The sequence below is a fragment of the Pedobacter sp. UBA4863 genome, from assembly GCF_002399615.1.
In the GTDB taxonomy this organism is placed as follows: domain Bacteria; phylum Bacteroidota; class Bacteroidia; order Sphingobacteriales; family Sphingobacteriaceae; genus Pedobacter.
This window is the reverse complement of record NZ_DHDZ01000045.1, coordinates 4986-25119: the sequence shown is the minus strand read 5'-3', so window position 1 is coordinate 25119 and position 20134 is coordinate 4986. Positions and strand designations below refer to the sequence as shown.

Here is a 20134-nt window from a genome sequence, read left to right as displayed (position 1 = left end):
AAGGGGAGTTTTTTGCTGAAGTCCCCTTTAGGGGATTTAGGCGTTAAATAAATCCCATTCTATTAGAATCCAACTTTAGGAAGATAAATAGCAATATCGTAAAACTCCATAAAGAAGAACCTCCGTAACTGATAAAGGGCAACGGAATACCAATTACCGGCATAATTCCAATCGTCATCCCAATATTAATGAATACGTGGAAAAATAAGATACAAGCAATGCTGTAGCCATAAACTCTAGAAAATACAGATCGCTGCCGCTCGGCCATATTTAAGATACGCAGTAATAGAAAAATATACAGCCCAATTACCACGAAACAGCCTACAAAACCCCACTCTTCGCCAATGGTAGAGAAAATAAAATCGGTACTTTGTGCAGGTACATAGCCAAATTTAGTTTGTGTGCCTTCTAAATAACCACGCCCTGTAAGCTGACCAGCACCTATGGCTATTTTAGATTGGATTACATTATAACCAGCACCACGGTTGTCGCTGGTTAATCCTAAAATAAGTTCAATACGGGTACGTTGATGTGGCTTTAAAACGTTTTCAAATATATATTTGGCTACAAAAAGATAACCAATTGCAACGAAAGTAATTATGCCTACATTAATTATTTTTTGCACTTTCTTTCTGCCATTATAGGCAAACAAACCTCCAATTATTAAAATAGAAAGAATTAACAGTGTTGGCGATACAAATAAATTAAGAATAAAAAGAAATACAGCACCCCAAAAAATAATCAACAGATTTCCAGGCAGGCCTTCTCTATAAAGGGGAAACATAAAGGATAGAAATACGAGCATTGAGCCCGCATCTGGTTGCAACATAATTAAAACCATTGGTAATACAATTATTGCTGCACAAATTAAAATAGGTTTAAGTGTGTTTAATTTTACATTAAAAGAACTGATATACCTCGCCAACAGCAACGCTGTGCCAAATTTCGCAAACTCTGAAGGTTGTAAACGGAACGAGCCAATAGGTATCCAAGCTTGGTTACCACCCACATTTCTGCCAATTACTAAAACTGCTATTAGTAAAATAATGGTTACGCCATAAACAATAGGGGCAAAAACACTGAAAAACTTAGAATCTAGCAGTAAAATAGATAAACCTAAAATCAGTGCCGAAATCATAAAAATTAATTGTTTACCATATTCTGCTCCAAAGTTAAATGCTTCAGATTTGTCTGGGTCGTACTGTACCGAAAAAATATTAACGAAGCCAATAGCGCACAAAGCCATATAAATTAAGATGGTCACCCAGTCAACGTTAAAGAAAAATCTGTTATGCGGCTGTTGCATTGTTTTTAGGTGCTATGGCTACTTTATTAAGTTGGTTATTAGCGGTGGTGCTTTTTAAAGGTACTGTCTTTTTAGTGGTATCTATCTTATTGGTATCTATTTTTAGTTTTTGCTTAGGTAGTTTGTCTTTTAATACCGGAAGTAAGTTGGCAGCCTTATATTGTTCAATAGTTGCACCGTTAATTCTTCGGCCTTTTAAGCTATCTGTTAAATATTTTTCGGTAATGAAACTGGCCATAGGTGCAGCATAAGCACCACCATAGCCTCCGTTTTCTACAATTACGGCAATGGCTATTTTTGGGTTGTTGCGAGGGGCAAAGCCAATAAATACAGAGTGGTTTTTGCCGTGATTATTTTGTACTGTACCTGTTTTACCGCACATTAATAGGTTAGGTATTTGAGATTCTTTAGCAGTTCCAATAGAGCTGTTCACGGCGTCTTGCATCCCATCAATTACCGATTCGTAATGTCTGGCATCAACCCCTGCCGAGTGCTTCTCTTTGTACTTAGGATGGATGTATTTGGTATCTCCAATTCCTTTCACCAAATGGGGTTTAATGTAATAACCCCTGTTGGCAATAATGGCCATGATATTGGCCATTTGTAGGGGCGTGGTGCTAATTTCGCCCTGCCCAATAGCTACCGATAAAATGGTGCCGTAATTCCAATATTTGCTGTAACGATTGGTGTAATCTGCTGCGGTAAATAATTTATAGCTGCTTTCGCCTGGAAAATCAATGCCCAATGTATCGCCAATGCCAAATTTGCGGACCTTTTCTTGCCATTCGTCGTAGGCTTTATGTTGGTTTTTCCTGCCGTTTTTCAACATCTCTTTTTCAAAGATGCTCCAGAAGTAGGTGTTGCAAGAACGGGCAATACCTTTGCGTAGTGCTATATTCCCATCAATATGTTCACACCTAAACCTAGTTTTTCCTACTTGATAATAACCGGGGCAATTGAAAGTAGAGAATTCATCAATAATGCCTTCTTGTAGCGCAATTAGTGCACTCAAGGGCTTAAAAGCCGAACCCGGCGAGTATCGACCCTTTAATGGTCGAATAAAAAACGGGCGGTATGGATTAGAAAAGATCTTCATGTAGTTGTTGCCGGTTTCACGCCCTACCATTAGGTTGGGGTCGTATGCCGGACTGCTCACAAAAGCCAAAATTTCTCCTGTAGCAGGTTCTATAGCTACAATACTGCCTACTTTGTTAGCTAATAATTGCTCTCCTAATTTTTGTATTTTAACGTCAATTGTGGTTATAAGCTGGTCTCCAGCAACTGCTGATGAGTCGAATTTGCCATCAGCATAGCTGCCTTGAGCTATGTTATGGGCATTATACAGCATGTTTTTTACACCTTTTGTGCCCCTAAGCTCTACCTCATATTGTTTTTCAATACCCGATTTGCCAATGTAATCTCCGGGCTTATAGTAGCCGTGGTGTTTTTCTATTTCTCGTTGGTTTGCTTCTCTAATGTAGCCAAGTAGTTGTCCACCAATACTATCTGGGTAATAACGGATGGTTCTTTTCTGCACGTCAAACCCTTTATAGTTGGCCATCCGTTCTTGCAGGGTGGCATAAGTTTGTACCGAAAGTAATTTTTGGAAAATAGATGGCTGGTACCGGGAATATACAACGGCCTTATTAAATTTTTTCCTAAAATCTTCCATCGTGATGCCAATAATATTGCACAACGAAAGTGTGTCAAAGGGTTTTACTTCATTGGGTATCACCATTAAATCGTAAGTGGGCTGGTTTTGCGCCAGTACTTGGCCATTACGGTCGGTAATTACACCCCTAGCAGGGTAAATGAACTTTTTGCGCAGGGCGTTGTTGTTGGCGTCTAAGAAATATTTGTCGCTGGCTATCTGTATATAGAAAAGCCTGCCCAACAATATCAGGGCAAGTAAAATAAATAAGCCTTGTATAATATATTTTCTATTAAACAGTTGGTCCATTAAGCCGATTTTCTATTATGGAAGATAAACTCTACCAATAATACAGTAAATATCGTAAATACTACACTCAATAAAGTTCGTCCTAAAGTATAAGCTAACGATGTAAATTTAAAAGCTTCTAGGAAGAAAAGTACAAGGTGATGAGCAAAAATACACAATACCGCATATAAAGAAAACCACCTAAAGCCCATATTTCCTAAAGAAGGCTCGGGTTCGTCAATAGCATCTCTGTTTAAACTTACTGCAATGAAAAGTATCCTTACAAAAACCAAAGCAACACAAGCACTGGTATGTACGCCCAAGGTATCATAAAACGTATCTAAAGTTAGGCCTGTAATAAACGCTATTACATATAGCAAGAGGTTAGGGGTTTGGAAAGGTAGCACTAAAATGAATAGTACATATATAAAGGGCGTAGATAAGTTGTAAAATGTCATGTTGCGCAACAGAAATATTTGTACGCCTAATAATACAATCCATCTAAAAATGTTAATCAATATTGTTCTACCGTTCATTTTTTATTTCTGGCTGTAAAGATTTTACTTCTTCGGCAAATTTATCCTTAACGATATATACAAATTGCAAGGTGCTAAAATTGTTGAACAAAGCAATTTCTAACGTCATAAAGCTATCTCCCGTACTTACGCGTGTGTTGGTTACCTTGCCTACTTCAATTCCTCTCGGAAAACCACCAGAACCTGAGGTAATAATAGTATCGCCAACTTTAACCTTGTAATGATTTGGAATTTCTTTGACATAGGCCTTACGATAATCGAAATTATCATCCCCCCAAACTAAACTACCAAAAGCGTTGTCTTTTTTAAGTACTACACTAATGGCTGTTTCTTGGTTTAGCAATGGCCGTATGGTGGCAAAGTTTTCAGAAACATTTTGTACAAAGCCCACAACTCCTTTAATTGGAGATATTACCGCCATATCTTTTGCAATGCCATCTTTGCCGCCTTTGTTAATGGTAATGATGTTGTTGGTTAAAGCAATAGAGTTTTTAATTACCTTGGCTGCAATTAAAGCATATTGTTGGTGGTTAACGGTATCTTTTACGGTGCTAATTTGCGCACTATCAATACTAGCAATGGCCAGTAACTGAGTTTTAAGTTGGGCGTTTTCGGCAGCCAAGCTATCGTTTACTTGGGTAAGGTTTAGGTAGCGCTTAATTACGTTTAAGCGTTTATAGGCGGTGCCTACAATTTCGTTGGTAGAACTAAAAGTAACGCTACGTTGGTAAGCGTTATTTCTAATCGTTAAAACTAGGCCAACAGTAAAAAAGATGATAAAGAAGAAAAATGCGTTGTATCTGCTAAGAAAAATCCAAAGGTTACGCATTTAGGTATTAGGTTATAAGTTATACGTTGTAAGTTACAAGACTTAAAACTTATAACTTACAACTTATAACTCGAATTATTGCATTAAGAATTTATAATTTCCAATATTTTTCAGGGCAATGCCAGTGCCTCGTACTACCGCACGTAGCGGATCTTCGGCAACGTGAACAGGCAATTTAGTTTTTGCAGCCACACGTTTATCCAAGCCTCTTAGCAAAGCTCCACCACCGGTTAAATAAATACCAGTTTGGTAAATGTCCGCAGAGAGCTCTGGTGGAGTAATTTCCAAGGCTTTCAAAATTGCTTCTTCAATTTTAGAGATCGATTTGTCTAAGCAGTGTGCAATTTCAGTATAAGAAACCGTAATTTGCTTTGGCACACCAGTCATTAAATCTCTACCTTGAACCGCAAAATCTGCAGGTGGATCATTCAATTCTGGCAATGCAGCACCAACTTCAATCTTAATTTTCTCTGCTGTACGGTCGCCAATCATAATGTTATGCTGACGACGGATGTAGTTCACGATATCCGAGTCGAAGTTGTCGCCCGCCACACGGATAGATTGGTCGCAAACAATTCCCGAAAGTGCAATAACTGCAATTTCAGTAGTACCACCACCAATATCAATGATCATGTTACCCATTGGTTCTTCCACGTCGATACCAATACCTACAGCGGCAGCCATTGGTTCGTGAATTAAGTAAACCTCTTTTGCGCCAGCAATTTCGGCACTATCTCTAACCGCACGTTTCTCTACCTCGGTAATACCAGATGGAATACAGATGACCATTCTCAGCGAAGGGAACATCCAACCTTTGCCACCGTTCAGCATACGGATCATTCCTTTGATCATGGCTTCAGCAGCATTAAAGTCTGCTATTACACCATCTTTCAAAGGTCTAACGGTTCTAATATTATCGTGGGTCTTGCCTTCCATTTGCATAGCTTGCTTGCCAATGGCTATAATTTTATTCGTTTGTCTGTCGAAAGCCACAATAGAAGGCTCATCAACCACAACTTTATCATTATGTATAATTAAGGTGTTAGCAGTTCCAAGGTCAATGGCTACTTCTTGCGTAAACCAGTTAAATAATCCCATGTAAAAGGTATGTTATTGTATGTATTAACAAATGTATCTAATATCCTAAATGTAAAATTAGACAAATTATTATATTATGTTTCTTTTTTCTCTTTGAAAATCAAAACCAGTAATGCTTTTACCCTTAAATTCCCTAAAGGGGACTTTAGTTAAAATAAATTGGGGCAAGGGCTATAAAAATCCCCTTTAGGGGATTTAGGTGCTTAGTGCTTAAAGTGTCTTACGCCAGTAGTTACCATGGAAATACCTTTTTCGTTAGCTTTAGCTATCGAATCAGCATCTTTAATAGAGCCACCAGGTTGCAATACCGCAGTAATGCCAGAGTCAGCAGCAATCTCCACACAATCAGGGAAAGGGAAAAAAGCATCAGAAGCCATCGCAGCACCTTTTACGCTGAAACCAAAAGAAGCCGCTTTTTCAATTGCTTGTCTCAAGGCATCAACTCTAGAAGTTTGACCAACGCCGCTTGCAATTAAAACATCGTCCTTCACCAAAACAATGGTGTTAGATTTTGTGTGTTTTACAATTTTATTAGCAAAATGCAAATCTTTTAATTCTTGAGCGGTTGGTGCTTTCTCCGTAACGGTAGTCATTTGCTCCGGGCCTTCAATAATTAAATCTTTGTCTTGCTCAATTACGCCGTTTAATAAAGTTTTGAATTGTTTTTTGTTCAATTCAACATAGTTGCGTTTTAAAATTACACGGTTTTTCTTTGTTTTAAACAAATCTACAGCAGCTTGTTCGTAGCTAGGCGCAATTAAAACCTCAAAAAATAAGTTGTTGATTTCTTCGGCAGTTGCTAAATCAACTTCTCTGTTGGTAATTAAAACACCACCAAAAGCAGAAACCGGATCACAAGCCAAAGCATCAATCCAAGCTTGTTTAACGGTGCTTCTAGAAGCTACACCACAAGCGTTAGTATGTTTCAAAATAGCGAAAGTTGGCTCTTCGAACTCATCAATTAAACTTACGGCAGCATCTACGTCAACCAAGTTGTTGTAGCTTAACTCTTTTCCGTTCAATTTAGTAAACATCTCCTCTAAATTACCGTAGAAGGTTCCTTTTTGGTGAGGGTTTTCGCCGTAACGTAAAGTTTGTGCACTTGCAATACTTTCTTTGAATACGTTTAATGGCTCTTCGTTGTTAAAATAATTGAAGATCGCCGTGTCATAATGAGAAGAAGTATGGAAAGCTTTTTTAGCGAAAGCCTTGCGTTGTGCCAAAGTAGTGGTACCATCTTGCTCTTGCAGTTGTGCTAATAAAGTCGAATAATCGTCTTTTGATGCAATGATTACCACATCGTTGAAGTTTTTAGCGGCTGCTCTAATTAAAGAGATGCCACCAATATCAATCTTCTCAATAATTTCTTCGTCGGTACCGCCACCTTTTACCGTTTCCTCAAAAGGGTAAAGATCTACAATTACTAAATCAATTTCAGGGATTTCGTACTGAGCAATTTGCTCTTGGTCGCCAGCTAAATTTCTGCGGTTTAAAATGCCGCCAAAAACTTTTGGATGCAAGGTTTTTACCCGTCCACCTAAAATAGAAGGATAGCTAGTTAAGTCTTCTACAGCAGTAACCGGAACGTTTAAGTCTTTGATGAACTGCTCGGTTCCACCGGTAGAAAATAAGGTTACACCTTGCTTGCCAAGGTACTCTACTAATGGCGCTAAACCATCTTTATAATAAACTGAAATTAAGGCGTTTTTGATCTTTACTGATTGGCTCATTTTGAGGGTATTGTTTTGAGCCGCAAAGGTATGAAAACCATCATGATTTCACAATGCTAATCAGGATATAAATAAAAAAATCACAATAGCTTTGCTCCTTGTTTAAAATTCTTTCATAAAGGATGTATTTGTGAGTTTAAATAGTAGGCCGCAAGTCTGTAAAGTTGAAACGGCAATCAACTACTTTTTAATCTTTTTCACTAAGGTTTCCACAATTCTTGGATAATGCAAATGCTCCAATTGCTGCCCCTTAAACTTCACCATCTCTAAATTGTCGTCTTTTTCAATACGGTACTTCGCTTGGTAAATGAACTCACCTTCGTCATAATGCTCGTTTACATAATGTATGGTAATACCGCCCTCGGTCTCATTGGCTGCCATAACTGCTTTATGTACGCGGTCGCCATACATGCCTTTGCCGCCGTATTTAGGTAGTAGGGCAGGGTGTATGTTAATAATCCTGCCAGGATATTCTTTTAAGAGGTTTTGAGGGATGAGCCAAAGAAAACCTGCCAAAACGATCAAATCTATGTCTAGGTTTTTTAGCAAGTCTAAAACATCGTCAGTTTGATAAAATTCGTGCCTGTCAAAAATATGGGATGGTATTTCAAAGCTGTCGGCCCTTTGTAGTACGTAAGATTCTGGGTTGTTGGTTAACACTAGGGCAACCTCTGTCTCTGTATTACGTTTAAAATGCTCCATTATTTTTTGAGCATTCGATCCTGATCCTGAAGCAAAAATGGCGATACGTTTTTTCACTGGGTTATGCGTTTTTTTCAAAAATAGTATTTTAAGCCTTTTAACACTAATTTTAAGCCAAAAAACCTAAATATATCACAAAGTAGTAGATGCTGTAGGTTTTCATGTTTCTAGAAATGTAGTCTAGGCTTAGTAAATGCTAATGTTTGCCCGTTGTGCATTTGGAAAATTTAGCCACAGATACACAGATGTTAAAGGGATAAAAGTATAAGGAAGTTTAGAGCCTGTTTAAAATTTATCTAATAATTTGTTTATGCTTCTTTTCGGCTGCAACTTTGTTGTGTTTTTTTGAGGTAGAAGCACTGCTATCTCTTCAAAAACACGCCTCGTTTCGCTCAAAAATAAGCGATAAACATTTTTACAACATAAATTTAAACAGGCTCTAAATTTTCTTAATTTTGAACAAAAAACAAACGACTTGACTTTAATTAAATCTATCTCTGGAATTAGGGGTACTATTGGCGGCAAGGCTGGCGATGGTTTAACCCCAATTGATGTTGTAAAATTTACTGCTGCTTTTGGCTCGTGGGTAATCAGCAAAGCAGCTAATAAAAGAATTGTAATAGGACGCGATGCTCGTATTTCGGGCGAAATGGTAAATAATTTGGTGGTGGGTACTTTGCAGGGCTTAGGTATCGAAGTAATTGATCTTGGCCTATCTACCACACCAACTGTTGAAATTGCCGTACCCTTAGAAAAAGCTGCGGGAGGAATTATTTTAACCGCTAGCCATAATCCAAAACAATGGAATGCCTTAAAACTTTTGAATGCCAAAGGCGAATTTATTAGTGATGCTGATGGGAAAGAAGTGTTAGAAATTGCCGAAAACTCGGATTTTAGCTTTGTGGAGGTAGATGAACTTGGACAAGTAAGAAAAGACGATACTTATATACAAAAACATATTGATGCTATTTTAGCACTGCCCTTGGTAGATGTGGCTGCCATTAAAAAGGCTAATTTTAAAGTGGCCATAGACTGTGTAAATTCTACGGGAGGGATTTTTTTACCGCCTTTGCTGAAAGCCTTGGGCGTTGAAACTGTTTATGAGCTTTATTGCGAACCAAACGGACAATTTCCGCATAACCCAGAACCATTGCCAGAAAACCTAACAGAAATTGCGAAGGTAGTACAGCAAAAAAAAGCTGATTTAGGCATTGTAGTAGATCCAGATGTTGACAGGTTGGCATTAGTGAACGAAGATGGTACTATGTTTGGCGAAGAATATACGCTGGTAGCCGTTGCCGATTATGTGTTGAAAAATACACCAGGTAATACGGTTTCTAACCTTTCTTCTACAAGGGCATTAAGAGACGTTACAGCGCAGGCAGGAATGCAATACACTGCTGCAGCGGTAGGAGAGGTAAACGTAGTGAACCAAATGAAAGCTACCAATGCCATTATTGGTGGCGAGGGTAATGGCGGTATCATCTATCCTGAATCGCATTACGGCAGAGATGCTTTGGTGGGTATTGCTTTGTTTTTATCGCATTTGGCAAAATTTGGCAAACCTATTTCGGTATTAAGGGCAAGTTATCCATCTTATCATATCTCAAAAAATAAGATTACCCTAACCCCAGAGATGGACATAGACGCTTTATTACAGAAGGTAGAAGAAAAATATAAAAAACAGCCGTATAGTACTATAGATGGCCTAAAAATCGAATTTGATAAAGAATGGGTACATTTGCGCAGGTCAAATACCGAACCTATTATCCGTATTTATAGCGAAGCTGAGAATGAAACCACTGCCGAAAATTTAGCGCAGAAAATTATCTCCGATATTAAGGAGATATTGAAAATAAGCTAAATGCTAAGAAACTAACTAACACAACTTATAAAAATGAAACGAGTTTATTTAGACAATGCCGCTACTACACCGCTAGACCCGGACGTAGTGGCGGAGATGACCAATGTAATGCAAAATTACTTCGGAAATCCATCGGCCATACATGCTTTGGGCCGCGAAGTAAGAACTTTGGTAGAGAAAGCACGAAAAACAGTAGCCACTTTGCTCAACGCATCGCCTTCCGAAATTTTCTTTACCTCGGGTGGTACAGAGGCAGATAATACTGCCATTCGTTGCGGTATCGCGGCCTATGGCATTAAACATGCCATCACCTCCAAAATAGAACATCATGCGGTAGAACATACCCTAAATATGTTGCTTAAAGATGGCGTAATTGATAAACTTAGCTTTGTAAATATTGATGAAAAAGGTAACGTTGATTATGCGCACTTAGAAGAATTGTTGCAAAACAACGATCGTACTTTTGTTTCGTTAATGCATGCCAACAATGAACTGGGTACTTTAACCGATATGGAAAAAGTGGGCCATATATGTGAAAAGTACAACGCTATTTATCACGCAGATACCGTACAAACCATGGGACATTACGTTCACGATGTGCGCAAACTGAAAGCTCATTTTATGGTTTGTGCCGCACACAAGTTGCACGGGCCAAAAGGCGTAGGTTTTTTGTATGTAAACAATAGCATTAAAATACCACCAATGATTTATGGTGGTGCACAAGAACGTAATATGCGTGGCGGTACCGAAAATGTTTACGGTATTGTGGGCTTGGCAAAAGCCTTAGAAATTGCCTATACAGAAATGGAAGCGCATCAAAAACACGTACAAGAGTTAAAAGATTACATGAAGGCACAGTTGGTAGCCGAAATACCGGGTATTACCTTTAATGGTGAAACGGATGCCGATAAAAGTTTATATACTGTATTGAACGTATCGTTCCCAGAAATGGAAATGGCAGATATGTTGTTGTTTAATTTAGATATCAACGGTATTTGTGCTTCTGGTGGCAGTGCCTGTTCATCGGGCTCTAACATTGGTTCGCATGTGTTAAATGGTATCAAAGCAGATCCAAATCGCCCTGCGGTACGTTTCTCGTTTAGTAAATACACTACTAAAGAAGAAATAGATTATACCCTAGAAAAGATTAAGATGGTAGTGAAACAAAATGCACTAGCTTAAACAGATCTTAAAATTGTTATTGCAAAGCACGAACCATTCTTATTTTAAGAATGGTTCGTGCTTTATAAACTGGCTAGCGCTCAATCTCATTAAGTTAAGAATGTTTAGTCCGTTGGCGTGGACACCAACGTGCGCAAAATTGATATACAGATGTTTGTATATTTATTTTAAATCTTGCCCTCCCGAATAGTCGGGATAAATCCTGCAAGAAAGAGATATGCAAATCGCATAGTTATACGCCATGTGTCCCCCTCTTGGAGGGAGTACGGGGAGGAATGTTTGACAATAATGCACTACGGGTGGTTATCTTAAAATTGTTATTGCAAAGCACGAAGCAACTTTAAAGTAAGCATGTTTCGTGCTTTGTTATTTTTAGCTTTTTTTGAGGTGCAATTAACTGCTGCTATCATCCTCTAATGGGAGTTTTGGATATTAATTTAGTTGATTTTTTCGGTAACAAATTTTTCGCAATAATCTTTAATTTGCTGTCTTACTTTTCTAAATTCGTCCGCAATTTCTTCGTCTGTTCCTGTTGCTTTGGCTGGGTCGGGAAAATTATAATGAAATTTTTGGGCTTTTGTCGGAAAGAATGGACAGCGTTCTTTCGCGTTGTCGCAAACGGTAATAACAAAGTCAAAGTCTATATTTCTGTATTCGTCAATGTGGTTTGATGTATGATTTGAAATGTCAATTCCATCTTCTTTCATTGTGGCGATTGCTTTGGGATTTACGCCGTGTGTTTCCACTCCTGCACTGTAAACAGCTGCTTTTTTACCAGCAAAATAGCGTAAATAACCTTCTGCAATTTGGCTTCTGCAACTATTTCCTGTGCAAAGCACTAAAATTTTCTGGTTCATTTTATATCGTATTTTTGTTTTAGAAATAGACTAATCTTGACTAATAATATCAAAACGGGAACTTCTACTAAAGGACCAATAACCCCCACAAAAGCCTGTGCCGAATTTATACCAAAGACTGCAATAGCAACCGCAATTGCCAACTCAAAATTGTTTCCTGTGGCAGTGAATGAAATTGAAGCATTTTTATCATAAGGAACTTTCAACGCTTTATTGACGAAAAAACTTACGAAAAACATCAATACAAAATAGATGATAAGCGGAACGGCTATTTTTAAAACATCAAATGGTAATTCAATTATTTTGTCGCCTTTTAAACTGAACATTACAACAATAGTTAGCAAAAGAGCAATCAATGTAATGGGCGAAATTTTAGGAATAAATTTGTGATGATACCATTCTTTCCCTTTTTGTTTTATTAAAATGTATCGGGTTAAAAAACCTGCTAAAAATGGAATACCCAAGTATATTAAAACGCTTTGGGTAACGGCACGCATGGAAACGCTTACATCAAAATTCCCCAAGCCAAGATATTTTGGTAGAACATTGATGAACAACCATACAAAAAAACTGTAAGATAAAATTTGAAAAATACTATTCAAAGCGACAAGTAAAGCAGTGTATTCTCTGTTTGCTTTGGCTAAATCGCTCCAAACTATAACCATGGCGATACATCTTGCCAAACCAATCAAGATAAGTCCTGTCATATATTCAGGTTCATTTCGCAAAAACAAAACGGCTAATCCGAACATCAAAATGGTGCCTACAATCCAATTTAGAATTAAAGAAATGGTGATGGCTTTTTTATCTTGTAAAACTTTTGGTAGGAGTGAATAATCCACTTTTGCTAATGGCGGATACATCATTAAAATTAATCCGATTGCCAATGGAATATTAGTTGTTCCAATTGAAAAAGCATTAATATTTTCAGGAATAGCTGGGAATAAATGACCTAAACCAACACCAAGTGCCATTGCTAAAAATATCCAGACCGTCAGATAACGGTCTAAGAACTTCATTTTAATATTCATCGTTTTTTACTTGAATAATTTCTCCATGTATCGTGCACGATAATTTTACGGTATTGTAAATTGTGCCAAATTTTTCAATATTTTTCTTTAGCAATGGGATATTTATATTTTCATCAGCACTGTAAATAATTAACTCGTACTTTATATTATCCATTTTCAGAGGTTTTTCCGTGCGAATAGCGGACACATTTACCACGGCTTTTGCATAAGTGAAATTCAACATAGCAGAAAATCGTTCTACATTTTTTAGCATACACGCAGCAAAAGCTCCTAAAAATAGTTCGGCAGGATTAGGTAAAATTTCTGCTGAATTTGAAGTCGTTCCAAAAGCTATCTCATTCTGCTTTATTTGTAGTATCGCATCTTTTGTTGAAACAGATGAAGCCTTAATTTGATATTCCATAATTATTTTTTTTAACAACATCCCGAACTTGGCGTACAGCAATTAGCAGGCTTTTCGGCATAAACCGTTATGCTTCTAATGACCGTATCGTTTGCTTTGTATTGCGTGATTTCTTCTTCAGTTAGATAATCTTTCAAAATATCGTCAGGAACAATAATGGGTTTATCTTTTTGAATAGTCATATTTGCAAATCCAACTTTGTTTACATAGCCCAAATATTCTTCTTTATCAATCGCACTTGCCACACATCCAGCGTACATTTCAGCCGCATTTTTAATTTTTTCGGGTAGTTCTCCTGTTAAAACAATATCTGAAATACTGAAATGTCCGCCTGGTTTTAATATACGGAACATTTCGGCAAATACCGCTTGTTTATTCGGTACAAGGTTTAAAACACAATTGCTCACAATGACATCTGCTGTATTTGCGGTTACAGGCATATTCTCAATATCACCTTGTCTAAATTCAACATTATTAAAACCCAATTTTTCCGCATTTTGTCGGGCTTTATCAATCATCGCTTCTGTAAAATCAATTCCGATAACTTTTCCAGTTTCGCCTGTTTCTGCTCTGGCAACGAAACAATCATTACCCGCTCCGCTTCCTAAATCAATAACGGTATCGCCTTTTTTGATTTTGGCAAATTGAGTAGGCAAGCCACAACCCAAGCCCAAATCTGCATCGGGATTATAACCATCAAGCTCGTTGTATTCTTCGCTCATGATGTTATATACTTCGGTGCTACAACTACCTGCACCACAGCAGGAAGAAGTGTTTGTTTCTTTGTCTTGTAAAGCAATTTCACTGTATTTTTGCTTTACCATTTCTTTGATTTCTTGCTCGGTTTGCATTATTTTTATTTTTTAGTTTAACAACAGTCTTGATGGATAACATTAGAAGCAATGTTTCCAAAATATTTACTTAGTAATTCGAAAGTAGATTCGTTGATACAATAGCACACTGTATTTCCTTCAATTGTTCCTTTGATTAAATTGGCATCTTTAAGAACTTTTAAATGTTGAGAAATCGTTGGTTGTGCAAGCGGAATTTTTTCTAAAATATCATTTCCGATACACGCATTTACTTTTAATAACAAGTCGATAATGGCCACTCTTGCAGGATGTCCCATTGCTTTTGTGATTACCGCAATTTCGCTTTGTCTTTCTGTAAAATGTTCTGTTTTAGTTGTTCCCATATCTTCATTATAATATTGCAATATTACGATAATGTTTTTATTGAACAATTATTTTTTTGTAGGTTGTAGAATTTTATACAAATTATTGCCATCGGTTGACAGGTCCTGTTCTTTCATTATCGCTTTCGGGATTGCGCTCAATGTCATTAAGTTAAGGAGATTTAACACGTTGGCGCCCCCGTCAACACTTAGCTTAATGACATTGGGATTGCGCTAGACGTGTTCTAAACCTTATCTGTCGGCTACAAAACACCAACTAAACAAAGATTTAACAACTGTATTTTCTAATTGGGTTATTGCTTTACAGTAAAAATAAGCTGTCCACCTAGGTATCTAGCCAAGGTATAAATGCGAATACTCCATGTTTCCAATACTTCTAATTGCAAGCTTCCATCAGTGCGGCAGTTTTAGGTAGGGCAAATTAATTGTTGCTATTGCTATTTAAAATAAAAACAGATTAATTAACTATTTATCGCCAAAATATGAATTAAGCTTGCGTTTTTTTATTAGTATTGTATCTAAAACCCATGTTGATTATCAACATAAAAACAAGCAAACCTTTTATAAAACCTTTCTAATCTTTATTTATGCATGTAAATAGCACAACCGAGGAAAAGGAAATCGTAACGCAACAGAAGTCGAAACTAGGCGTACGATTATTTTTCGTTTACTTAATCTGCTATGCAGGTTTCGTGGCACTTGGTGTATTCAATTACGAACTTCTGTCCACCACCATGTTTTCTGGTTTAAACCTAGCCGTAGTTTACGGTATAGGCTTAATTGTATTTGCCGTGCTTATGGGTATCATTTACAATTATTACTGTACAAAGTACGAAGATGAAGCCGAAAAAGCCGATGAACTAGCGAAGGAGGATGACAGATGAGCTATGACATTTCAATTACCGCATTAATATTCTTTTTCATTTTTGTTGGCTTAGTACTTGGGCTATCCTTTTATTTTGGCCGTAAAAAAAGCGATTCTTCTTCTTATTATGCTGCTGGAGGACAAATTCATTGGGCTGTGAATGGAATTGCCTTCGCCGGCGACTATCTATCAGCGGCATCTTTTCTTGGTATTTGCGGCATGATAGCCATTGCTGGTTTCGATGGTTTTTTATATGCCATTGGTTTTTTAGCAGGTTGGATTGTGGCTTTGTTTTTAATTGCCGAACCATTTAAACGCTTGGGCAAATATACCTTTACCGATGCGTTGAACGCTAAATTTAATTCTAGGGCAATTACGTTAACGGCCTCAATAAGTACGTTAATTATTTCTGTGTTCTACCTTATTCCGCAAATGGTAGGGGCAGGCGATCTGGTGATGCCTTTGTTGGGCTTACCACATTGGGTAGGTGTAATTTTAGTGGGCGCCATAGTAATTGCCATTGTAGCAAGTGCGGGTATGGCATCAACCACTTATGTACAATTTTTAAAAGGTGGTTTACTCATTGTACTATCGGTAATATTAACAGCTTACATTTGTAAAAACGGCTTGTCGTTATCTCCAGGAGGAAAAGATAACCCTTACCATACCTTTATAACGTTAACGCCACAAATAGAGGGTGATAAAGTTACTGCTGTAGCTGGTTGGGAGGTGCTAAGCGAACAAGCTGTGGGCAAGAAAAACTTTGTAAAATTAAGTCAAAATGGGATAGAAAGATGGTTCTATTTGACTAATGAGGATGATAAGCAGACTCTTAAAGAAACATTGACCATAGTAGAAAAGGCAAATGGCGAGAAACTGTACAACGGAGAACCTAAAGACAAAAGGAAGTTTTATCAAGTAGGCCATTTAAGTAAAATTATCGTTAATGGTAAAGAAGTAGATAAAACGGGCGCAGTTGGCCCATTTGAGTTTCTTTCTACCATTAAAGAGAGCGATGTGGTACGCTTTTTACAGGCAAAAATTACCGACGGTGCAGATCAAGTTATGGTTTACTATCCAGAAGTTACCCCTGGGGCTAAATTTATGTTGCCGGGGTTAAAGTATAAAATTGGTACCGATGCCAGTTTATGGAGCAAATTAGATTTTGTATCGTTAATGTTGGCTTTGTTTTTAGGTACGGCAGCATTGCCACACATCCTCATTCGGTATTATACGGTAAAAACACCTCGTGGTGCCCGTAAATCAACTATTTTGGCTATTGCAGCTATTGGTGGGTTTTATATTCTTACGTTGTTTATTGGCCTTGGAGCTGGTGTAAACGGCGTAATGGATGTTGAGTCTAGTAACATGGCCGCTCCGTTATTGGCAAAGGCCTTTGGTGCGGTGTTGTTCTCTGTTATTTCGGCAGTTGCTTTTGCCACCGTATTGGGTACCGTTGCGGGGTTAATTGTAGCCTCATCGGGTGCTATTGCACATGATTTTATTGATATTTATCTGAAGAAAAACCTCAACGATGATAAAAAAGTAAAGGTGGGCAAAATAGCGGCGGTAGTAGTTGGGGTGTTCGCCATCTTATTAGGAATGGCGTTTAAAGGCATCAACGTTTCATTTTTGGTAGGTTGGGCATTCGCCATTGCTGCATCGGCCAATTTGCCGGCAATTTTGTTCCTGCTTTTCTGGAAGAGAACTTCCTCAAGGGGTATTTCGGCTTCAATTGTAGTAGGAATTGTAGCTTCTCTAGCTATTATTTTAACCTCGCCAACCATGTGGGATAAATATGGCTTAGGTGCCGAAAATGCCCTACATCAGTTAGAAAACCCAGCATTGATTTCTTTTCCGTTAGCTGTATTAACAGTTTATGTGTTTTCAGTGTTGTATCCGAAAAACGAAGTTAAGGTAGAGCTAAACAAGTAAAAATTTAAAAGCATAAAAAAAGCCAGTGCAACCATGATGTGCCCCCAAAAAGTTAGACACTTATTGGGGGCATTTTTATGAATAGACGAACAAAGGACAGTTTAACTTTATTGTCCAGCCCATTTTGGGTTACTTTTTAAAACCTCTTTATGGATAGCGCAAGAGGCATCGTGAGCGCCAGGCAAATAGCCAATGCTCATTAAAAACTCCCCAACAATTTCTCCACCAGTAAATTTGAAAGTTTTTTTAAATAATTTTACCCATTCTGCTTTGGTTTTTGGGTGGTGGTGGGCTAGCCATTGCTCAAAACTGCCGTACTCTTGCTGCAATTGAAGAATGGTTTTGGCATTTTCTATGGCAGCATTCACCTTTAATTTGTTACGGATAATACCAGCATCTTGCAATAAACGCTCGCTATCAGATGCGGTAAAATTGGCCACTGTTTTAATATCGAAATTGGCATACGCTTTTCTAAAGCCAGCTTCTTTTTTTAAAATGGTTTCCCAGCTTAAGCCAGCTTGGTTAATTTCTAAGATTAATCTGCCAAACAGCTCATTATCATCCTTAATAGGAAAGCCATAGTGATGGTCGTGGTAGTTTGCATGTAAAGCCTTACGTGCTTCGGGCTGCATATTTGGTATTGCGCTACAGTAGCTCATAAATTGTTGTTGTTAATGGGGGTAAAAATACAGCTCTTACTGACAACCCAATGGCAGTGAAAATTATTTAATTAAATCCATCATCTCTTTCCAGTGGTAAATCTTTACTTTTTCTTTGGGTTGTAGCGCCGCCTTAGCCATCGCTTTTGCGATGTTTTTAGCGGTAATGCCTTTGTATTTAGCAAGTTTACCCACTAATAAAAAATTAACTACCGAGAAAATGTTAATGAATACTTTTTCTAAAGGCCTTTTTTCTGCCCTGCTTCCCATAATCATTGATGGCCTAAAGATATGTGTATGGTTAAAGTTGGTAGCAATTACATCTTTTTCTGCTTCGCCTTTAGTCTTGATATAAAAAACGGAAGAATTTGCATTTGCACCAACGGCAGATACCAACAGGAGAGCGGTAGCGCCGTTTGCTTTAGTGAGCTGTGCTGCCAATACCGGGTAATCGTGGTCTATTTCATAGTATTCGCTTTCGTTAGGAGTTTTCTTTTTAGTGGTACCTAAAGCAATAAATACATCGTCAGCAATTAATTCATCTTGGTGTAGTGCTAAACTTTGGTAGTTGGCAACAATTGTTTTAAGCTTTGGATGCGTTAGGTTTAACGGTTTTCGTACGACTACTAGTACCTCGCTATAATTATCGCCTTGCAATAAATTGTTTATTAAATAGCTGCCAATAAAGCCACTGGCCCCAAATACAATTGCTTTTTTCATTTGTTAAAAGTAAAATTGCTAGGCTACAAAACAAAGTTAAAAATAGGTTTGTTTTATAAGAGCACTTAAATCTTAAATGTCATGCAAAAGAAAGGTAAAAAAGAGCGGAAGCTACGTACACCGGTAATTGAGAATGGCGAGGAAAAGCCAGCCAGAAATCAAGAAAACATTGAACGTAGGCCATCGTCTGTGATGGGGAGTAAATTTACCAAAACCCATTCGCGTGGGCACGAACCATTTGGTAGTGGGCATGAGCCGGGTACTACGCCCGGCACAGGATTTTAACAAGATTATTTATTAAATTTAAGCCACGGCAATGGGAGCCGTGGTTTTTAAATATCAGCTTATGGTACGCAGAGAATTTATTCAACAATCGGCACTGGCTTTAGCCATTCTTTCCGTTTATAAAACTAAGGCATTGGCCAATAACGCTTGGCAAGCTTATCAGTTTAGGCCACTTAGAAACAATGTGGGTGTTTTTACCGAGCAGGGTGGTACCATTGCCTGGCTAAATAGTAAAGATGGTTTTGCGGTGGTAGATGCGCAATTTCCAAATTCGGCCGCCCATCTAATTGAGGAATTAAAGAAATTAGCTACCAGACCTTTTAAATATTTGCTTAATACGCACCATCACGGCGACCATACCGCAGGTAATATTGCTTTTAATGGTTTGGTAGGGCAGGTGGTAGCACACGAAAATTCGTTGAAAAACCAAATAAGCACCGCCGAAAAGGCCAATAATTTAGCCAAACAATTGTTGCCTAACTTGACCTTTGGAACCGATGGGTGGAAAACAAAATTAGGCGGAGAGAAGATTACAGCTCATTATTTTGGTCCGGGCCATACCAATGGCGATAGCATTTTTCATTTTGAAGATGCTAACATTGCGCATGTGGGCGATTTGGTTTTTAACCGTCGATATCCGTTTATAGATACTGCAAATGGTGCAAATATTGCTAACTGGGTTAATGTTTTAGATAGAATTACAGGCAAGTTTGACGATGATACTTTGTTTGTTTTTGGCCATAGCCGCGACCCAGAAAAAATAACGGGCAATAAGGCCGATGTAGCCGCATTTAAGAACTATTTACAATCGTTATTAGATTTTGTTGGGCAAGAAATTAAAGCCGGAAAAACAAAGGAAGATATTTTAAAGGCTACTGCCATTCCGGGTGCAGCAGAATGGCAAGGCGAGGGCATTGCCAGAAGTTTAAATGCCGCTTATGCCGAGCTTAGTGTAAAATAAAAACAGTTTAGAAGCTGTTTAAAAATGATATTAACCC

Annotated in this window: 20 protein-coding genes; 6 read left to right on the top strand and 14 right to left on the bottom strand. The window is 37.9% G+C overall.

Annotation, left to right across the window (positions count from 1 at the left end):
• Window positions 1-43: 43 nt before the first annotated feature.
• The 7 genes from rodA to purN form a co-directional block, all read right to left on the bottom strand.
• Window positions 44-1306, bottom strand: coding sequence for a rod shape-determining protein RodA (rodA, locus tag B3I52_RS11885; protein ID WP_293301527.1), 1263 nt, complete (start codon window positions 1304-1306; stop codon window positions 44-46).
• Window positions 1290-3266 (bottom strand): penicillin-binding protein 2, encoded by a 1977-nt coding sequence (gene mrdA, locus B3I52_RS11880; protein ID WP_293301525.1) that lies wholly within the window; start codon window positions 3264-3266, stop codon window positions 1290-1292. Before mrdA ends, rodA begins: the two co-directional genes overlap by 17 nt.
• Window positions 3266-3781 carry a rod shape-determining protein MreD gene (locus tag B3I52_RS11875; RefSeq protein ID WP_293301523.1) on the bottom strand — a complete coding sequence of 172 codons (516 nt, stop codon included), beginning with the start codon at window positions 3779-3781 and terminating at the stop codon, window positions 3266-3268. The genes mrdA and B3I52_RS11875 overlap by 1 nt, the downstream gene beginning before the upstream one ends.
• Window positions 3771-4610: a rod shape-determining protein MreC gene (gene mreC / locus B3I52_RS11870; protein WP_293301521.1), complete on the bottom strand. Its 840-nt coding sequence runs from the start codon at window positions 4608-4610 to the stop codon at window positions 3771-3773. The genes B3I52_RS11875 and mreC overlap by 11 nt, the downstream gene beginning before the upstream one ends.
• 75 nt (window positions 4611-4685) lie before the next feature.
• Window positions 4686-5708, bottom strand: coding sequence for a rod shape-determining protein (locus tag B3I52_RS11865; protein ID WP_293301519.1), 1023 nt, complete (start codon window positions 5706-5708; stop codon window positions 4686-4688).
• 203 nt (window positions 5709-5911) lie between these two features.
• Window positions 5912-7438 (bottom strand): bifunctional phosphoribosylaminoimidazolecarboxamide formyltransferase/IMP cyclohydrolase, encoded by a 1527-nt coding sequence (gene purH / locus B3I52_RS11860; RefSeq protein WP_293301517.1) that lies wholly within the window; start codon window positions 7436-7438, stop codon window positions 5912-5914.
• 180 nt (window positions 7439-7618) lie between these two features.
• Window positions 7619-8197 carry a phosphoribosylglycinamide formyltransferase gene (purN, locus tag B3I52_RS11855; RefSeq protein ID WP_293301549.1) on the bottom strand — a complete coding sequence of 193 codons (579 nt, stop codon included), beginning with the start codon at window positions 8195-8197 and terminating at the stop codon, window positions 7619-7621.
• A gap of 418 nt (window positions 8198-8615) precedes the next feature.
• On the opposite strand from purN, the gene glmM reads away from it, so the two are divergent.
• Window positions 8616-10004 (top strand): phosphoglucosamine mutase, encoded by a 1389-nt coding sequence (gene glmM / locus B3I52_RS11850; protein WP_293301515.1) that lies wholly within the window; start codon window positions 8616-8618, stop codon window positions 10002-10004.
• Window positions 10005-10037: 33 nt separating this feature from the next.
• Entirely contained in the window at window positions 10038-11186 is a 1149-nt protein-coding gene (locus tag B3I52_RS11845) for a cysteine desulfurase family protein (RefSeq protein WP_293301513.1), read from the top strand.
• A 437-nt stretch (window positions 11187-11623) separates the two neighbouring features.
• Here B3I52_RS11845 and B3I52_RS11840 read toward each other — a convergent pair whose 3' ends face one another.
• Genes B3I52_RS11840 through B3I52_RS11820 form a run of 5 tightly spaced genes read right to left on the bottom strand, consistent with a single transcriptional unit; the run spans window position 11624 to window position 14672 of the window.
• Entirely contained in the window at window positions 11624-12043 is a 420-nt protein-coding gene (locus B3I52_RS11840; protein ID WP_293301511.1) for an arsenate reductase ArsC, read from the bottom strand.
• The gene (gene arsB, locus B3I52_RS11835) at window positions 12040-13074 is read right to left on the bottom strand and encodes an ACR3 family arsenite efflux transporter (RefSeq protein ID WP_293301509.1); all 1035 of its coding nucleotides are present in this window, start codon (window positions 13072-13074) and stop codon (window positions 12040-12042) included. The genes B3I52_RS11840 and arsB overlap by 4 nt, the downstream gene beginning before the upstream one ends.
• A complete protein-coding gene (locus B3I52_RS11830) occupies window positions 13064-13477 on the bottom strand; it encodes an OsmC family protein (RefSeq protein WP_293301507.1) in 414 nt (137 codons plus the stop codon). Before B3I52_RS11830 ends, arsB begins: the two co-directional genes overlap by 11 nt.
• A gap of 11 nt (window positions 13478-13488) precedes the next feature.
• Window positions 13489-14328, bottom strand: coding sequence for an arsenite methyltransferase (locus B3I52_RS11825; RefSeq protein WP_293301505.1), 840 nt, complete (start codon window positions 14326-14328; stop codon window positions 13489-13491).
• Between the two features lie 17 nt (window positions 14329-14345).
• On the bottom strand, window positions 14346-14672 hold the full coding sequence (locus B3I52_RS11820) for an ArsR/SmtB family transcription factor (RefSeq protein ID WP_293301503.1): 327 nt from the start codon (window positions 14670-14672) through the stop codon (window positions 14346-14348).
• 587 nt (window positions 14673-15259) lie between these two features.
• On the opposite strand from B3I52_RS11820, the gene B3I52_RS11815 reads away from it, so the two are divergent.
• Together B3I52_RS11815 and B3I52_RS11810 are read left to right on the top strand one after the other, a co-directional pair.
• Complete coding sequence (locus B3I52_RS11815; RefSeq protein ID WP_293301501.1) at window positions 15260-15556, top strand: DUF485 domain-containing protein; 297 nt, start codon at window positions 15260-15262, stop codon at window positions 15554-15556.
• A complete protein-coding gene (locus tag B3I52_RS11810; protein ID WP_293301499.1) occupies window positions 15553-17472 on the top strand; it encodes a solute symporter family protein in 1920 nt (639 codons plus the stop codon). The genes B3I52_RS11815 and B3I52_RS11810 overlap by 4 nt, the downstream gene beginning before the upstream one ends.
• Before the next feature lie 107 nt (window positions 17473-17579).
• Here the strand turns inward: B3I52_RS11810 and B3I52_RS11805 are convergent, their stop codons facing one another.
• Together B3I52_RS11805 and B3I52_RS11800 are read right to left on the bottom strand one after the other, a co-directional pair.
• Window positions 17580-18131, bottom strand: a complete 552-nt coding sequence (locus B3I52_RS11805) for a DNA-3-methyladenine glycosylase I (RefSeq protein ID WP_293301497.1) — start codon at window positions 18129-18131, stop codon at window positions 17580-17582.
• Window positions 18132-18194: 63 nt separating this feature from the next.
• Window positions 18195-18851 (bottom strand): oxidoreductase, encoded by a 657-nt coding sequence (locus B3I52_RS11800; protein WP_293301495.1) that lies wholly within the window; start codon window positions 18849-18851, stop codon window positions 18195-18197.
• Window positions 18852-18932: 81 nt separating this feature from the next.
• On the opposite strand from B3I52_RS11800, the gene B3I52_RS11795 reads away from it, so the two are divergent.
• Both B3I52_RS11795 and B3I52_RS11790 read left to right on the top strand, forming a co-directional pair.
• Complete coding sequence (locus tag B3I52_RS11795) at window positions 18933-19136, top strand: hypothetical protein (protein ID WP_293301493.1); 204 nt, start codon at window positions 18933-18935, stop codon at window positions 19134-19136.
• A gap of 61 nt (window positions 19137-19197) precedes the next feature.
• Window positions 19198-20097 carry an MBL fold metallo-hydrolase gene (locus tag B3I52_RS11790; protein ID WP_293301491.1) on the top strand — a complete coding sequence of 300 codons (900 nt, stop codon included), beginning with the start codon at window positions 19198-19200 and terminating at the stop codon, window positions 20095-20097.
• Window positions 20098-20134 lie beyond the last annotated feature (37 nt).

Bases quoted from the DNA above. Each gene is read 5' to 3' on its own strand.
- B3I52_RS11795 (WP_293301493.1), top strand. From the start codon at position 18,933: ATGCAAAAGAAAGGTAAAAAAGAGCGGAAGCTACGTACACCGGTAATT.
- B3I52_RS11875 (WP_293301523.1), bottom strand. From the start codon at position 3,781: ATGAACGGTAGAACAATATTGATTAACATTTTTAGATGGATTGTATTA.
- B3I52_RS11790 (WP_293301491.1), top strand. From the start codon at position 19,198: ATGGTACGCAGAGAATTTATTCAACAATCGGCACTGGCTTTAGCCATT.
- B3I52_RS11825 (WP_293301505.1), bottom strand. From the start codon at position 14,328: ATGCAAACCGAGCAAGAAATCAAAGAAATGGTAAAGCAAAAATACAGT.
- B3I52_RS11820 (WP_293301503.1), bottom strand. From the start codon at position 14,672: ATGGGAACAACTAAAACAGAACATTTTACAGAAAGACAAAGCGAAATT.
- B3I52_RS11800 (WP_293301495.1), bottom strand. From the start codon at position 18,851: ATGAAAAAAGCAATTGTATTTGGGGCCAGTGGCTTTATTGGCAGCTAT.
- B3I52_RS11815 (WP_293301501.1), top strand. From the start codon at position 15,260: ATGCATGTAAATAGCACAACCGAGGAAAAGGAAATCGTAACGCAACAG.
- B3I52_RS11865 (WP_293301519.1), bottom strand. From the start codon at position 5,708: ATGGGATTATTTAACTGGTTTACGCAAGAAGTAGCCATTGACCTTGGA.
- B3I52_RS11840 (WP_293301511.1), bottom strand. From the start codon at position 12,043: ATGAACCAGAAAATTTTAGTGCTTTGCACAGGAAATAGTTGCAGAAGC.
- purH (WP_293301517.1), bottom strand. From the start codon at position 7,438: ATGAGCCAATCAGTAAAGATCAAAAACGCCTTAATTTCAGTTTATTAT.
- mrdA (WP_293301525.1), bottom strand. From the start codon at position 3,266: ATGGACCAACTGTTTAATAGAAAATATATTATACAAGGCTTATTTATT.
- rodA (WP_293301527.1), bottom strand. From the start codon at position 1,306: ATGCAACAGCCGCATAACAGATTTTTCTTTAACGTTGACTGGGTGACC.
- mreC (WP_293301521.1), bottom strand. From the start codon at position 4,610: ATGCGTAACCTTTGGATTTTTCTTAGCAGATACAACGCATTTTTCTTC.
- B3I52_RS11845 (WP_293301513.1), top strand. From the start codon at position 10,038: ATGAAACGAGTTTATTTAGACAATGCCGCTACTACACCGCTAGACCCG.
- B3I52_RS11810 (WP_293301499.1), top strand. From the start codon at position 15,553: ATGAGCTATGACATTTCAATTACCGCATTAATATTCTTTTTCATTTTT.
- B3I52_RS11805 (WP_293301497.1), bottom strand. From the start codon at position 18,131: ATGAGCTACTGTAGCGCAATACCAAATATGCAGCCCGAAGCACGTAAG.
- arsB (WP_293301509.1), bottom strand. From the start codon at position 13,074: ATGAATATTAAAATGAAGTTCTTAGACCGTTATCTGACGGTCTGGATA.
- B3I52_RS11830 (WP_293301507.1), bottom strand. From the start codon at position 13,477: ATGGAATATCAAATTAAGGCTTCATCTGTTTCAACAAAAGATGCGATA.